This window comes from Pedobacter sp. UYP24 (assembly GCF_054057295.1).
On the sequence record NZ_JBSRZD010000007.1, the window covers coordinates 182725 to 197984 of the forward strand.

The 15260-nt window shown below is 36.7% G+C and carries 17 protein-coding genes; 3 read left to right on the plus strand and 14 right to left on the minus strand.

Going from position 1 to position 15260, the window contains the following annotated elements:
• Positions 1-177: 177 nt before the first annotated feature.
• The 4 genes from ACVWYN_RS13735 to ACVWYN_RS13750 all read right to left on the minus strand — a co-directional run bounded on the left by ACVWYN_RS13735 (position 178) and on the right by ACVWYN_RS13750 (position 3595).
• On the minus strand, positions 178-324 hold the full coding sequence (locus ACVWYN_RS13735; RefSeq protein ID WP_457289437.1) for a hypothetical protein: 147 nt from the start codon (positions 322-324) through the stop codon (positions 178-180).
• A 135-nt stretch (positions 325-459) separates the two neighbouring features.
• Entirely contained in the window at positions 460-1227 is a 768-nt protein-coding gene (locus ACVWYN_RS13740) for a polysaccharide deacetylase family protein (RefSeq protein ID WP_457289438.1), read from the minus strand.
• Complete coding sequence (gene lgt / locus ACVWYN_RS13745; RefSeq protein ID WP_457289439.1) at positions 1224-2051, minus strand: prolipoprotein diacylglyceryl transferase; 828 nt, start codon at positions 2049-2051, stop codon at positions 1224-1226. Before lgt ends, ACVWYN_RS13740 begins: the two co-directional genes overlap by 4 nt.
• Before the next feature lie 137 nt (positions 2052-2188).
• Positions 2189-3595 (minus strand): alkaline phosphatase, encoded by a 1407-nt coding sequence (locus ACVWYN_RS13750; RefSeq protein ID WP_457289440.1) that lies wholly within the window; start codon positions 3593-3595, stop codon positions 2189-2191.
• Positions 3596-4099: 504 nt separating this feature from the next.
• Here ACVWYN_RS13750 and ACVWYN_RS13755 point away from each other — a divergent pair.
• A complete protein-coding gene (locus ACVWYN_RS13755; protein ID WP_457289441.1) occupies positions 4100-4597 on the plus strand; it encodes a hypothetical protein in 498 nt (165 codons plus the stop codon).
• A gap of 496 nt (positions 4598-5093) precedes the next feature.
• On the opposite strand, the gene ACVWYN_RS13760 is transcribed toward ACVWYN_RS13755, so the two are convergent.
• The 5 genes from ACVWYN_RS13760 to ACVWYN_RS13780 form a co-directional block, all read right to left on the minus strand.
• Entirely contained in the window at positions 5094-6116 is a 1023-nt protein-coding gene (locus ACVWYN_RS13760) for a WD40 repeat domain-containing protein (protein ID WP_457289442.1), read from the minus strand.
• A 4-nt stretch (positions 6117-6120) separates the two neighbouring features.
• Entirely contained in the window at positions 6121-7467 is a 1347-nt protein-coding gene (locus ACVWYN_RS13765; RefSeq protein ID WP_457289443.1) for a CobW family GTP-binding protein, read from the minus strand.
• Between the two features lie 50 nt (positions 7468-7517).
• Positions 7518-7847, minus strand: a complete 330-nt coding sequence (locus ACVWYN_RS13770; protein ID WP_457289444.1) for a (2Fe-2S) ferredoxin domain-containing protein — start codon at positions 7845-7847, stop codon at positions 7518-7520.
• The gene (locus tag ACVWYN_RS13775) at positions 7837-8631 is read right to left on the minus strand and encodes a HoxN/HupN/NixA family nickel/cobalt transporter (protein ID WP_457289445.1); all 795 of its coding nucleotides are present in this window, start codon (positions 8629-8631) and stop codon (positions 7837-7839) included. The genes ACVWYN_RS13770 and ACVWYN_RS13775 overlap by 11 nt, the downstream gene beginning before the upstream one ends.
• 183 nt (positions 8632-8814) lie before the next feature.
• Positions 8815-9258, minus strand: coding sequence for a Fur family transcriptional regulator (locus ACVWYN_RS13780; protein WP_457289446.1), 444 nt, complete (start codon positions 9256-9258; stop codon positions 8815-8817).
• A 258-nt stretch (positions 9259-9516) separates the two neighbouring features.
• On the opposite strand from ACVWYN_RS13780, the gene ACVWYN_RS13785 reads away from it, so the two are divergent.
• Positions 9517-10545 (plus strand): CobW family GTP-binding protein, encoded by a 1029-nt coding sequence (locus ACVWYN_RS13785; RefSeq protein WP_457289447.1) that lies wholly within the window; start codon positions 9517-9519, stop codon positions 10543-10545.
• Positions 10546-11056: 511 nt separating this feature from the next.
• Positions 11057-11533, plus strand: a complete 477-nt coding sequence (locus tag ACVWYN_RS13790) for a hypothetical protein (protein WP_457289448.1) — start codon at positions 11057-11059, stop codon at positions 11531-11533.
• A gap of 65 nt (positions 11534-11598) precedes the next feature.
• On the opposite strand, the gene ACVWYN_RS13795 is transcribed toward ACVWYN_RS13790, so the two are convergent.
• The 5 genes from ACVWYN_RS13795 to ACVWYN_RS13815 form a co-directional block, all read right to left on the minus strand.
• A complete protein-coding gene (locus ACVWYN_RS13795; RefSeq protein ID WP_457289449.1) occupies positions 11599-12042 on the minus strand; it encodes a hypothetical protein in 444 nt (147 codons plus the stop codon).
• 49 nt (positions 12043-12091) lie between these two features.
• A complete protein-coding gene (locus ACVWYN_RS13800) occupies positions 12092-12511 on the minus strand; it encodes a Fur family transcriptional regulator (RefSeq protein ID WP_457289450.1) in 420 nt (139 codons plus the stop codon).
• Between the two features lie 80 nt (positions 12512-12591).
• Positions 12592-13866, minus strand: coding sequence for an ABC transporter permease (locus ACVWYN_RS13805; protein ID WP_457289451.1), 1275 nt, complete (start codon positions 13864-13866; stop codon positions 12592-12594).
• On the minus strand, positions 13863-14492 hold the full coding sequence (locus ACVWYN_RS13810) for an ABC transporter ATP-binding protein (RefSeq protein ID WP_457289452.1): 630 nt from the start codon (positions 14490-14492) through the stop codon (positions 13863-13865). The genes ACVWYN_RS13805 and ACVWYN_RS13810 overlap by 4 nt, the downstream gene beginning before the upstream one ends.
• A gap of 235 nt (positions 14493-14727) precedes the next feature.
• On the minus strand, positions 14728-15126 hold the full coding sequence (locus ACVWYN_RS13815; protein ID WP_457289453.1) for a MerC domain-containing protein: 399 nt from the start codon (positions 15124-15126) through the stop codon (positions 14728-14730).
• Positions 15127-15260 lie beyond the last annotated feature (134 nt).

Consider the following 15260-nt stretch of genomic DNA (forward strand, 5'->3'; position numbering starts at 1 on the left):
TCGCGATTAAATCCGATAATTATTAACAAAAATTATTTACCTGAATGTTTTTCAAAAAGAAGGTGATCGTAGAGGTAAACTTATCAACTGGTCCATTATATTATAGGCTAGGAAATAATTAAAAAAGCTAAGATGTGACCAATAAATAGGCGTTTAAGGTTAGGTATGTTATCACTATTATAACTCCTGAGCAGGAAGCAGGTTAAGTTTATATTTTTTAATGAGATCCTGTCGCAACATGGGTTTGAAATTTCCTGGGAAAGAAAGTTGCTTTGCATCTCCATCGCTGATGAAACGGTTTCCATGTTTATCTTGCTGTTTCATAAATGCTTCTGGTCCGGTTTGAGTATCACCTGCCTGTACACGCTGTAATGCAAGTGGATTAAAATCTTTAGAATAAGGGGATACAGAAGTTGCTGAGCCTACTAAAAAAACTGCTTCGTGACGGTATGTAATTCCCTAAAATTCACCCCTAGATTCTAATGCCCTATTTTTGGCATGCATACCCAAAGGCAAGGCAAGGCTTTTAACTTCGTAAGAAGGCAAAAAGGCTCTAATCTCTTTCACAAACATTGCCAAATGCTTTTGTACGCCTGCATCATCTAACTTATTGAGTGCCACATGGAACCAGCTATGGTTGCCAATTTCATAATGATGCTTAGTTAACCATTCTAGTTTTTGCTTCTGGTATTCTGGCTGTCCGAATAATCTTAGTGTGGGTTTTATTGCAGGCAGTATATAAAAACTGGCAGTCAGTGGAAAATCATGGTGCTTGGCTTTAAATGCCTCCATTATTCCGATGGCACAATCTGGATCTATTTCCATTTTCCCATTTGTGGTGATGAAACGGAACTGGCCGGCACTCGAATCATCAAAAGTTAGCACGAAGGGTGTTTTACCTGCCGGGATATTAAATGTGGCTGTCGCAAGCTCATTAACAGATATCGGATAAAAATTATTTTCGTAGAGTAACTTCAGGTCTTTTCTAAAATTATCTGGGGTTCGTCTCCATTCATTTTCCGGGGTTCCGATCAAGTGATATTCCAGCACCATTACTTTTCCAAGTTCGTTGGCTATAAAAGAAGTTAACTTCGCACCATCTCCAGATACGGCTGCAGTTTTAACTGTATCGGAAGTTGTGACTTTGCCTCCATTTGAACAATTTGATTGCGAAAGGGCAATACAAATTAAAAAAGTGCGATATAAAATAGATTTTAGTTTTATCATTTTTGATGGATTAATTTAACTACTTTTTTATACCTAAAGGCCATAACTCCTATTCCTATTAAGATAAAAGGAATACTCAACAACTGTCCCATATCCAGTAGCATCCCCGATTCAAATGCAACCTGGTCTTCCTTAAAGAATTCTATTCCAATCCTGAAAAGAAAAATCAACAGCAATACCAGCCCAAAATAAAAACCGCTTGGTCTCACCCATTTACCCATAAGTTGATACACAACTATAAAGATAAACATGTAGGCCGCCGCCTCGTACAATTGTGTAGGATGCCTTGGTAAAAGATCTTCTTTTAAAAAAACAAATGCCCAACTTACGTGGGTAGGCCTTCCAATAATCTCGGAATTCATCAAATTGCCCAGCCTTATAAAAAAACCAGCCAATGGCACCACCAGCGCAACTTTATCCAATAGAAACCACAGGTTGATCTTATACCTTTTTGCAAATAAAATGAGGCTAGTAATGATACCAATACCCCCACCGTGGCTAGCCAAACCTGTATATCCAGTGAAATGAAAGGACGGAGAAAAGGAAAAAGGAAGAATTATTTCTAAAGGATGCTTGGAAAAGTAATCAAAATCGTAAAACAGGCAATGGCCTAATCTAGCCCCAATCAATGTTCCTAAAAAAACATATATCGTTAGTTTGTCTAACAATGTTAAGTCGATTTTATTTTTAATAAATTGCTTTTTAACGATGACGTAACTAAAAACAAAGGCCAACAAAAAAAATAATGAGTAATATCTTAATTGGAAGAAACCAAAATCAAATAGCGTCGGATCTGGGTTCCAGTTGATATAGCCTAAAGTCATATAGAAGGTTTTAAACAATTACTAAACAAATTTCCGAACCCTTTTACTTTTAGGTTTTTACCGATGATAACTAATTACTTTATTTCGGCTCATCTTTGCTTTTCAAATTTGTCGCCTTTTAAAATTTTAAGTCATAATTAAAGACCACATGCTTTAAGCATAAGATAATGGAGATCTGTATTTTTTACAAAAGGCAACAGAAGTTCACTTCCAGGACCAAACATAGCAAGTTCTACATAATCTGCAGAATGATCCATTGCTCCCCAACCTACAGAAGTATAACCTACCTGTACCAAGGCAAGTTGTTTAAAAGGAAGCTTGCGGGGATTGTACAAAGCTTCATCGTCCAGCTTATCATAATGCTTAAGAATGTCAATTGCCTCTGTTTGTTTTATGGCATAACCTTGTCCAAATTCTATCTTCTCAATAAGGGCGTTACTGGTTGTATTCTTATCAACGCCTGCCAACACCCATTCGTTGGTGTGTTTAAATTGCTGTATTCTATCAAAATTAGCATTGGCTTTTGCACCATAGAACAGTCCTGGATTAGAATTGCCATGGTCTGTAGTTATTATTACCAAAGTATTTTTATCTCGCTGGGCAAAATCCATGGCAATTCCCACGGCCTCATCAAATGCAATTTGATCATACAGCAATGCGCCTACATCATTGGCATGAGCTGCCCAATCTACCTTTCCAGCTTCGACCTGCAACACAAAACCTTCTTTATTTTGGTTCAAATTACTAATAGCAGCTTGAGTCATTTCAGCCAATGTAGGAACCGTTTCCTGTAACATTTTATCGTTTGCCCTATCAAGGGAATAGGGAAGCCCATCTTTATAAAAAACGCCTAAAAACGGTACTTTTTTATCCTTGCCCACCTCCAGGAGAGCATCGCGGTTGGTTGTGATTTGATAACCTTTATCAGCGTATTTCTTAAAAACATCTTGCTTATCTGCCCGCATGTTTGCGCTAAAATATTCCATTCCCCCACCTAGAAGGACGTCATATTCGTTGGTCAGATATTTCAGCGCTATCTCAGGTTGATCGCTCCTTAGCTTACTGGTCACACAAAACCCTGCTGGTGTTGCATGGGTAATTGGAACGGTTGTTACACAGCCTGCAGATTTGCCAACAGCCTTAAACTTTTTCCAAATAGGTACATTCTCAGAACCATCGGCATTCACATTCAATGAACCATTTGGCACTCTTTTGCCCCCACCCCAGGAAGAGCTAGCGGCCGCAGAATCGGTAATTAGCGAACTAGCAGAGGCCGTATCCATTAAGGCACGTTTTACTATGCTCTGTTCGTACAATGAAAGCCATCTGCTCTGTCGTCCTTCTTTTCGTTTCAAAAGCAAATCTGCCATATTGAGCGTACCAATACTCATACCATCGCTTACCAAAAAAATAATATTTTTAGCAATCCCAGCTTTCCCATATCTCTCCTCATTTCCAATGGAGGCAATAGTTTCCAAAGGTGAGAGCAACGCTGAGCCAATAAATGCTGCAGTGCCTCCTTTAAACAAATCTCTTCTTTTCATAATGGCTAAGAAAGATAATTAATGTGAAATTAAAATGATGAAAGTATTAATTAATCAAATTCGATTTGGTAAATGGAATAAAGTCATGGAATTTAAAAAATCCTGTAATCAGTGCCCATCTTTCTTCAGTAAATGAAAATTCCTATTTTATAAAACTAATTCCTTTACACATTATTGATTGAAATATTCAATAATATTAATAGCGACCAAAAAACAAACATACAAATTTTTTGAGCAAATGCAATATTGTTGCTTTAGCTAAATAGATTAAATTGAGTATGCGAGTTAATCTAATTAGCTTCAAAAGGAAAGCTTTATCTTGTAAATTTCTCCGATCATCTTTAATACTTTACTTTATATACATGTTTCAATCAAATTTGAACATTAAAAATTAATTTTAAATGCAACACAATTGCACTTATATTTGATCAAGAATGCAAGCTTTCTTTTACACCCGCAACGGGAAATAAAATTTAACTGGTAAATATCTAAATATTATAAATAATGAAAAGAGCAATTTGCCATACAAAAAAAATCAACATCATCGATTGTACTGTTATTTCGAAAAGTATTTTTTTCTTTATTTTAATATTCAATGGATATTATGGTAAAGCTCAGCACAAATTAATCGACCAACTCAACTCAACCAATTGGGAGATCATTGGCACTACAGATTTTAAAACTGTTAATGAAGACACAATATACCCTATATTTTCTTCTCAAATCAAGAAATATCAGAACAAGATCTTTGAACTTGAAGGATACATGATTCCCTTGGAAGAAGGAATAAAACAAAGCAAGTTTATGCTTTCCACACTCCCTATTAACCAGTGCTTTTATTGCGGAAAGAATGGAAATCCAATCATGGTGATGGTAGAACTTGTAAAACCTCTCAAATTTACATACAAACCTGTAAAAATTAAGGGAAAACTAATTCTAAATAATCTCAATTCGTTGGATATCCCTCCGATTGTGCTGGAAATTGCAAGCGTTGTTTACTAATCAATTGTCGGGAGCACAATTGTTTTTAACGAAGATTATTTTTTGAAGATAACAATGCCTTTTATATGCTCTGTATCTTTTTGATACTTTTGTCTAGCGGTAAAAATGCATCATTACATTTTCTTGATTCCAAATCGTAACTTTTCCCAAAGCCATCCCTGAACGAATTAATTTTTTCTTCAAAACTGGTAATATTTATCTCCTGACTTTTGGCTAGTGCTATTACTGCTTTATATTAAGAGAATCTAACGCCTCATTCCAAAGCTAGGTTAATTATAGAGATAAAAAACTGAAACAACGTACATCTTTATTGTAACGCTGTTCTCAGTTTGGTAATCGTGCCTTTGTCATAGAGCGCATCGATGTTGAACCGCAGGAAAAGAAAGACAGAGCCAGAAAATTTAACAACTTAAAACCGAGACATTTACTATTGATGACACTTATCTGCCCAAATCCGCAATAACATTTTCATCGCCTTTTGAGCACAAGGTAAGGTTTAAGGCAATGCCCAAACGTTCAACATGCCGTCTGCAGTGCCGATAGCCAGTTTTTCGTCATTTGGCGACCAACTTAAACTACTTACCACACCTTTTACAACGCCATTAACCAATGGTTTCGACCCTTTATTTGGCAACCATAAAACTATCATTCCATTTTGGTCTGCACTGGCCAAACAAGATGCTTGGTTTTGGTAGGCAACTTGGGTAATCCTTGACTGATGAAATTTTAACGTTTGCGGGCTTGTCCCTTCTGGTCCTTTGCCAGAAATATTCCAAATCACTATTTCTACCCCGCAATTGGTAGCCAAAGATTTATTATCTCCCGACCAGCTCAGCGCTTTGATCTTTGTGGCGTAACCGCTCATCTGTAATTCTTTACCGGGAGTATGAGGCAATTTCCAAAATTGAATGCGGCAATCTTGTGTGCCGGCTGCGATATACTTTCCGTCGCGGTTCCAAGATAAAGAAATAAGGGAATTTGGCCATTCTAAAACCTCTTCAGGTTTTAAATTTTCTGGATTAATTAATTGTACAGATCCAAACCCGCCTATTGCCAATAAAGAACTGTCTTTTTTCCAAAATATAGCGGATACCGTACTTTGCGGATGGCAAAAGATACCGGTTAGCTTACCTTCGTAGTTCATGATCATCACCTCTTTGCCACCGGCAGCAGCTAGGTATTTCCCATCAGGAGACCATTGCACATGCTCTATCCATTGTGCATTACTTTTAATGCGATTAATGATTTTCAAGTTTAAAGTATCATAAATCACAATACACCCATCCTGTCCAACGGTGGCAATTTTAGAAGCTTCGTGCGGATGTGTTGCGATAGCAGATATACTTCCTTGATGCAGTTGCTCAGAAAAATGTGGATCGCCGCTTGCTGCACCAAAAGCGAATAATTTGCCCGAAGCGGTCCCAGCCAGTAATTGCTTGCCATTGGCATTCCAAGCGGTTTGTATCACATAGTCGTCCAATGAGACCTTCCATATCTCTAGTTCGTTTTCCTGTTCCATATACTTATCTGGCAATGCACTCTTTAAAGCCCGCGTTTAATTCTTCTCTTTTCAAATTCCGACCAATAAACACAATTTGTGATTTACGGTTCTCCCCAGGTTTCCATAAACGGTCGCTTTGGGCGTCGAAAAGCATATGCACACCCTGAAACACAAAACGCTCATCATGGCCGGCTACACTAATAATCCCCTTGCTTCTGAAAATATCCACGCCTCTATTATCCAATACCCAAGAAATCCATGTGTTAAACTTTTTCAGATCGAGGTCGCCCGTATATTCTATTCCAACCGAAGTTACAGAATTGTCATGCTCGTGACTGGCTTCAAATTCTAAAGATTTAAAGGGCTTGACGATAATGTTACCTTCTGTTATTTTAAGTTCAAATTCATCAGGATGGTGCTGCGTAAAAAGTATGTACCAGCCAGCCTGTGTAATGTTTAGCTCAAAGGTATTAACAGATTTTGTAAATAATAATTGGTGCAATTCCTTGTCGGGAATAAGCATGGTGCCAGGCCTGTGTTGGTGGGGATCACCTGAAAAAGCAATCACAGCGGCTTTTTTTTCTCTTTCTATCGCATCGTCTGTATTGGCTTCTATTTTCTTGATGATGAGATCCATTTCTGGATCTGGGCCTTCTTGGGCAAGTATCGTATATTTCCTTGTTTCAAAATAATAAACGCCTGCATACTCAAAAGGAAGTTCCTCTTTCATAAAATCAGGATTAATCTCTACTTTAGCATCCAAATCGAATGCTTTCACATCTAAAATTTTATCTATCGCTAGGTCACAATTAATTGTTTTGTAAATTTTAGTTTGAGAGTTCATTTTGCGAATGCGCTGTTCTAAAATAGCTAGCTCTTCCGGCGATATAAGATCGGTTTTATTCAATAGCAATACATCGGCGAAAGCTATTTGTTGTTTACATTCATCACTACTATCAATATGTTGCCATACGTGTTTAGCGTCAACTACGGTAACAATAGCGTCGATTTGGTATTGTTCCTGCATCTCTTCATCTACAAAAAAAGTTTGTGCAACTGGCGCAGGGTCTGCTAAACCTGTAGTTTCAATAATGATATGGTCTAATCGGTCTTTTCGTTTGGTTAGGTTGGTTAGGATGCGGATTAAATCTCCACGAACGGTACAGCAAATGCAACCGTTATTCATTTCGAAAATTTCTTCATCTGCACCGATAACCAACTCATTATCTACACCAATTTCGCCAAATTCATTTTCAATTACGGCTATTTTTTTACCATGCTGTTCCGTTAAAATGCGGTTTAGCAACGTTGTTTTTCCTGACCCTAAGAAACCGGTTAACACCGTTACAGGTATTTTTTTATTAATCATAGTATTATTTTTATTTATAAAAGATAAATTATTTGTACCAATAGGCTGTTCTAGCTATTGATTTCATTGTTGCCGTAAGTGTATAATGTTAAATGCGATAATGGCTTTTCCTCCACCAAGTATTCTTTAACAAATATTTCCGCACTCTCTGGAGTTATGTTTTTAAACCATTTACCTTCTGGCATCGCAATAACAACAGGTGCATCATCACAACGGCCATTGCATAGGGTTTTAGAAGTATGTATTTCTTGATGAAGCCCTGCTTTTTTTATAGCGGAACGCAACACACCTGTTGCCTCTTCTGCACCTAATCTTTTACAACTGCTCCCGTTGCAAATAAAAAGGTGTTTTTTTATTTCGGTTAAATCTTTAATAGCCATTTTTTTGATTGGTTTTGATAAACAGATACAAATAATTGAATAAAACGAACACTGCAAAGGATAAACCAAACATTAATTTATAGCTCTCAGCTATTTGTAGGCTGGGTTTAAAAGCAAGGAGTAATTGGTAACCGGCTACCGAAAAAGAAAGTATCACAATGATCCATCCCAGCTTTCTGCGATAAGTGGTGAGGTTTTTTATTGATAGTCCTTTTTTTAACAAGGCATTGAGCAGGCTGCTGTCTATGGTATCGCTTAACAACATGCCCATCGTAAAAATAGCACCCAAAATGAATGCTCCAGTTAGATTTAATGGAGAGCTGGCGGCGTATCCCCAAGCAGCTGCTTGTGTGGTGGTATCAAAAACCATAGCGAAAACCATTCCCACAAAAACAATGAAAATGGGCTTAGATTGTATGTTCCAACTTTTCGGAATCAATGCCAATCTGCTAGCAGGAACTTCATTCGGTCTTTTTAATAGCTGATGCAAATTGGCACAGCCTACCACAATTAATAGCAATGTAGGCAGCCATTCTGTATAGGTAAAAAATGATTTTGCCCCATTTAACTGTATGCTAAAAGAAGAAATCAAAACGGAAATAAGCGTAACAGTTAATCCATGACCTAAAGCAAAAAAACTACCCACCCAGCGAGAATAGCTACGTTTCTCTTCAACACATTTTAGCGTAATATTATCGATCAGCGCAATATGGTCTGGATCTAAACCATGCCGTAAGCCTAAAACAAATAATAGAACCGTACTTTCTAAACTAAACCACTCCATAATGCAATTGTGTTGCAAATATAGGATTTATTTTTAAATGAAACAATGTTGCATTTAAAAATAAGGAAATTATATGATTACGCTTTAAGGCTTAAACTATAGCATAGTTGTAAATTATAGCTCTGTTAAAAAGTTAGATAGTGCCAAAGCGATTACATTTCAAGTACAAAATTTAAAAAAAACTTATAAAAGCATCGCCGACCCGTTGTTACAGCTGTTACAAACGCCATAAACAATAAAGTTAACAGCGTGAGAAGTATAGCCAATTGGCATAGTTAATTGAGGAATCTGTACAGACGCTAAACAATAAACATTCATGCAAACAGTACAATTAAAATGAGCATGTTCGTCACTGTGCTGGTGTTTGTTAAGTGAGGCGGAACGGAAAGCATAATTTGCCGTTCCTTTAAAATCCAAAACTTTATGGATTATTCCTTTTTCCTCAAAAGTTGTAAGCGTTCTGTACAAGGTAACCCTGTCTGTTTTTTTTCCTAAAATGGTTTCCAGTTCAGGCTGCGATACCGCGGCATTGCTTGACTTTAAAACTGAAAGCACACTTAAACGAGATAATGTTTTTTTTAGTTGATGCTTCTCTAGTAATTCGTTAAATTCTTTTGTTTGGCTCACAGTTGAAAATTTAATATTTGTGCTGTTTATAGAAAAAGCAAGTCTTTGTAAACCTGCAGAGGCGATGTGTTAAATGCAATAATTTTAGTTCCTGCTTTTCTTGATACTTTATTTTACATCCATTTGAATATTTAACTAATGTAAATCTAAACAATTAAATGCAACTTTGATGCGTTATCGTGGTGCGGATTTAAATATCACATCACATTAATACTTTATGAGATTTTAATTAACATACTCAATTATTAACACTAGTAAATGGAAACTAAGCAGGTAACTATTTTAACAGGCTTTTTGGGAGCCGGAAAAACAACCCTGTTAAACCAAATTATTGCTCAAAAATCAACCACTAAATTTGCCATCATTGAAAATGAAGTTGGTAAAGAAAGTATTGATGCCGGTTTAATTATAAAAGGTGCTGAGGATATTATAGAACTTAATGATGGTTGTTTATGCTGCTCTTTAAACGATGATTTGTACGATATTTTAAATTCCCTTCACCAAAGAACGAACGAATGGGACGAATTAATTATTGAGGCCACAGGGATTGCTGATCCTGCAAATATCGCTAACCCATTTATGTTAAATCCGTTTATCTATAAATGGTGTAATTTAAAAAGAGTGATTTGCGTGGTTGATGCAGAATTGATAGAGAACCAGTTAAGAGATACCGAAGAAGCAATTAAGCAAATTGCCTTTTGTGATATTATTTTGTTAAATAAGGTAGAGAAAGTAAGTGCAAATCATGTTGCTACACTAATAGAAACGCTAAACACGATTAACCCTTTTACAGAAATTTTAATTGGTGCAGAAAATGATTTTAAAGTGAATCAACTATTCAACCATTCCAGATCAACTACATTTTTTTCTAACCCTAAACAGGCTTACACTATCAAAGGGTTTATTTCTATCGCACCAGCCAACCCTCAGCCCAAATTTTCGCTCTCAAATAATGTTCATAAACGGCATCAGCATAGTAATATAGACACGCTTTTATTGAAATTTACAACGCCTTTCAATGTTATAGAACTAGAATACAGGATGATGGCTTTTCTGCATTTTCAGGCTAAAGATGTATATCGTGTTAAAGGGATTATTGAAAGTGACGATCATGAATATAAAGTGATTTACCAAAGTGTGGGTAAAAATTCTGCTGTAACTTGCGGAGAAATGTGGGCTACAGATGAACCCCGAGAATCAAAAATCGTGATTATTGGTAAAAACTTGCAAATGCATGGATTTGAAAAGATGTTTAGCTCATGTTTTAGCTTAAAAAAATGCAATTAAACTGTTACAAAACTTTTTCTTGCAAATCAAAATTTTTTGTTGCAACTTTGATGCAATATAAAATGCAAAAGCAACATCAAACTTTATTTACAAAACTAATTGCGTGTATATTTGTGATGTTCCCAATAGTTCAGTTGTTGCATCACCATGAACAAATTGACCAGACAATTGTCGGAAAAGTTAATTCAAAAAAAACCTTTAAACTTCAGAGAGCCAGATCAGTTTTAAAGGTTTATTGATATTATCAACCTCCTTCACTGTCTATAAGTTCTATCAATTTTGGGGTTCTTTTCACTTTTAAGCAGGGAAAAAACTTGTCGCCGCATTGGCCGATTTGTTGCATACCAGTAGGTATTGGGGGACATCATTAAGCAATAATACAGACTATAGTTATATTTCTAAGCCTAACAGCAATAGGTTTAGCCTAAAACTGAGTTACCATTTTGGAGGAGAGATGACCAGAAGCAAAATTAACACTACAGACGAACAAAAAAGACTTTAAGCGAGGAGTATGGAAAAATCGAAAATAAATATTATAGCAACTTTAACCGTGTTGATAATTCTATTTTTAACATCTCTACCAGTATTGGGACAACAACGGCTTCATAATTCAAACGACCAGATTAAATCTGATAATTGGGCAACTATAGGAAGTATAGAATTCAAGACCGATGACAATATGCAGATTTTTGGTATCCTGAACCCGACCGTTAAAGCTTATGCCAATAAACAATTTGAACTAGAGGGGTACATGATACCGGTGAAAGAGGGAATGGAGCACAATAGGTTCATGCTTTCACCGCTACCAATCAATCAGTGCTTCTTCTGCGGCAAAAACGGTGTACCTATCATGGTCTATATTATGTTAGACAAGGCTATGAAATTTACCGACAACACTATAAAAGTTAAAGGAATTCTAAAACTCCACGCTGGCAATATCATGTATACACCTACAGCTATGCTCACGAAGGCGATTGTAGTTAATTAAGTTAAAGTTTTTCGAACACTATTCTAACATTAAAAATTTCTTGAAGTTTCTAATTATTGAAAATTTTAAAGTGCTTTTCCAGACACCAAGCTAACTGGAGGAACATTAATTACATTTGATGTACTCAACTTTAAAATACCCTTTATTGTAATTGGTTGATAGGTAAACTTGATAGGCTCCGTCAATTCTATCATTACCATCATCGGAATACCATTTTGTCCACAAAAAAAACATTGGTTTATAGGGAGTGTACTGAGCATAAACTTACTTTGTTTCATGCCATCTTTTATAGGGACTATATATCCTTCCAATTCAAATGGTTTGTTTGAATACTTTTTAATGTCATTACCAAAAATGGCATACATTTCTGTGCTTTTAACAGTTTTAAATTCTATATTACCGATCATATCCCAGTTTCCTGAAATAATTTGGTCACTTGGATCATGTTGAGCCCTAGCTACAAAATATGTACCTGAAAATAATAAAATCATCAAACTTATTTTTTTCATAACTCAAATATCATTTAACTATTAACGAATATTTTAAGAAACAGTAGTGTTATTTTTTATTGCATCGATCACATATTCCATACGCAATTAGGTTGATTGTATTCGCCGTAAACCCTTTTGGCATTGAAACATGTGGAATCGCAATATTGAGGCAATAAATCCCTGAGCAGTTGGTGCAGTTGAAATGAAGGTGCTCATCCTGATGCTTATCAGAAGAACAATTTGAGCTACATACCGCATAATTGGCAGTGCCATTATGGTCAAGTATCTTATGGAGGATTCCCTTGTCTTCATATATTGATAAAATCCTATATAGTGTTACCCTGTCAATGTCCTTTCCAAATTTTTTCTCTAACTCAGGTTGGGAAACGGCCAAATCATTGGCGGCAATCTCATCAAGCACCATTACTCGTTGTTTGGTATTCTTAAGCTTGTTGTTCCTTAGAATTTCCTCGGCATTAACTTTCATAATTCTTTACGACCTAATCTTGGTGAATAGATACAAAATTAGTAAAACCTAACTAATTTGTCCTCCTATTTTTGTCAAATTCAATTCTGGCTGAGCGTTTTAGAAATGTTAGCTCGGTAGGCCTGGATTGAAGGCAACACCGCTGCTATGATCCCAATGGAGACTCCAGCGGCAAAGAGATAACATTCATCAACAAGAAATATCGTTCCGCTTAACTTTGCCTGGCTACTGTCCTGAAAATGACCTATCAGCGCAACTGCCGCATGACCTAGCACAATCCCAATCAAAGAGCCTGCTACTGCTAGTATAATTCCCTCAAGAATAATAATGATAAACAATTTGGTTCGAGATGCTCCTAATATTCGCATGATGGCCAAATCATAACTTCGTTCCTTGAGTGAATTATAAAGATTTACAAAAACACTGATTGCGGCAATGGCCATAATCAGGATGGCAAACCACTGAATCGTATCTACGCCTATCCCTATCAATGAAAATAGTCTGGTACTTTCCATTGCTGGGGACGCAGACTGCAAATTTGTGGTAGAATTAACCATTCTTGGAAACATCACTACAGACATGGGGGAACGGTACTGGATAAGTAAGGAAGTAATCTCCTTATCTTGGATCTCTGCAGGTTTTTCATCAACAGATCGGTTATGGTATCCGTTTATATCAACCGCAGCACTTGATTTATTTTTTGTAGCTACCGTTGATTTTTCTTCGTTGTGTTCATCGGCAGGATCATGCATCCGCCACACACTTTTTATATTGGTTAAGATTAGGTTATCGGTAACATTACCCTGAAGCTCCAATATACCAGTAACGATATAAGCATGTGCCTTATGTATATCACTGTTACCTGTAAGACCATGAGCGCCAAAAAATTTATCTCCAACCTTTAAGTGATTTACCTCTGCTACCGTTTTGCCTATAGTGGTTTCAAAATCTCCATTCCAAAACTTACCAGCTCCCAACTTCAAACCATAAAGCGCTATAAAAGAACTATCTGTACCAACAATTCTTGTACCCTGATAATTATCACCAAGGGCAAGCGGAACAGCACGTTTTACGTATGGATTACGCATCAATTCCTGCGCATCCTTTAATGGAATATTGCCAGTAGGAAAATCTATATAATAAATACTACTTAAAATCAATTGTAGCGGACTGCCTTTGGCACCTACAACAAGGTCTATATCTTTGGAATTATTGTTGAGCTTATCACTGATCTGCGTAGTGGCTAAAATCAATATCGTTAGTATGCCCGTACCAAAAGCTATCAACATGACATTTAACAATGAGGACAATGGCTTAGACCATAAGCTTTTCCAGCTGATTTTTAACGGACTCATGAGATGGTATATATATTGTTGATGGCGTCCTTTACCCGCTTATCATGGGTAGCGATAACCAGTGACGCATGGTTAAGGTTTGCTTGAGAAACCAATAGCTTAAGTACAGCATTGGCATTTTTATCGTCAAGGCTAGATGTAGGTTCATCAGCAATTAACAGTGAAGGCTCATTTATTACTGCTCTAGCTATGGAGACACGCTGAAGCTGACCTTGGCTAAGTTGGTATGGATAACTATTCAGCTTATCTTTAACATCCAAAGATCCCATCACTTCAGTTATTCTGGAAACATCTTCCTTCAAGCCTGCAAAGGACTGAGCCACCAAAAGGTTTTCTTTAACCGTTAGACTGGCTATCAGGTGTGGGCGTTGGAATACGATACCGATACTTCTGCCCCTTAATTGATCTAGTTTTTTTGATGATAATCCGTAGATCAACGTGTCATCAATTTGGACTTCTCCCTTGCTTGGCCTGAGTATACCTGCAATGATGTGGAGCAGCGTCGTCTTCCCACTTCCAGAATCACCAAGAAACAACCACTTTTCCCCTTGTTGTATTTTCAGGTCTCTAAAACTAATCTGAGCACCATTACCATAACCATGGGTGACTGAGCTTATCGATATCATATTTATTTCTTGATATGAGCCTTTAAATATCTAAGATATATAGTTTTTGCGTTAACCTGTTCATGTTTGCACCCGGGTTGGAGAACACTAATCAAGATCAGCAAAAGTAACCAACTCAATTTTCTTTTCATATTATGATTTTTTATGATGTCGGGCTTATTCGATAAATTCAATTAAACCATACAAATATAAATAATGCAACAATATTGCATCTCATAAATATGTAAAGTATTTGCTACGCTAAATCGTCTTTGATATGGTGGGCACAGATGCGGGTGTACCTCATATTTAGGAAATGACCGGTAGCAATGGTAAATCCGCCTAAAGGAACAAGTACAGCCTCTAGGCTTTCGATAAGAAAGTGACCAAGAATAATACAGGCAAACCCAATCAAAAGCACGATGATCGGCTGAATCTTTCTATGTGCCCTAAATGACTTGCTCAATGCAATTGAAGCAAGACATATGGAAAGGAGTATCATTAGGAGTTCTACCGTTGGATTGGCCAAAAATCCCAATCCCCAAAGCGGGAGAAATGTAATAAAAACTGGAACAGCTGCACAGTGGATAGCGCAGGCAATAGACGCAGACATCCCCAATTTGTCAAGATGATCAGATTTGTTTGATAATTTCATTAAACAAATATAACGCAACAATGTTGCATTTAAAATTTTTATTAACCTGAGTTCGATTTAAAAAAGTGTTATTTGTGTTGAAGCATCAGTTTGATATTTGATTGCTGGTTTTTTCGGAAAGAAGCTATAGGCGA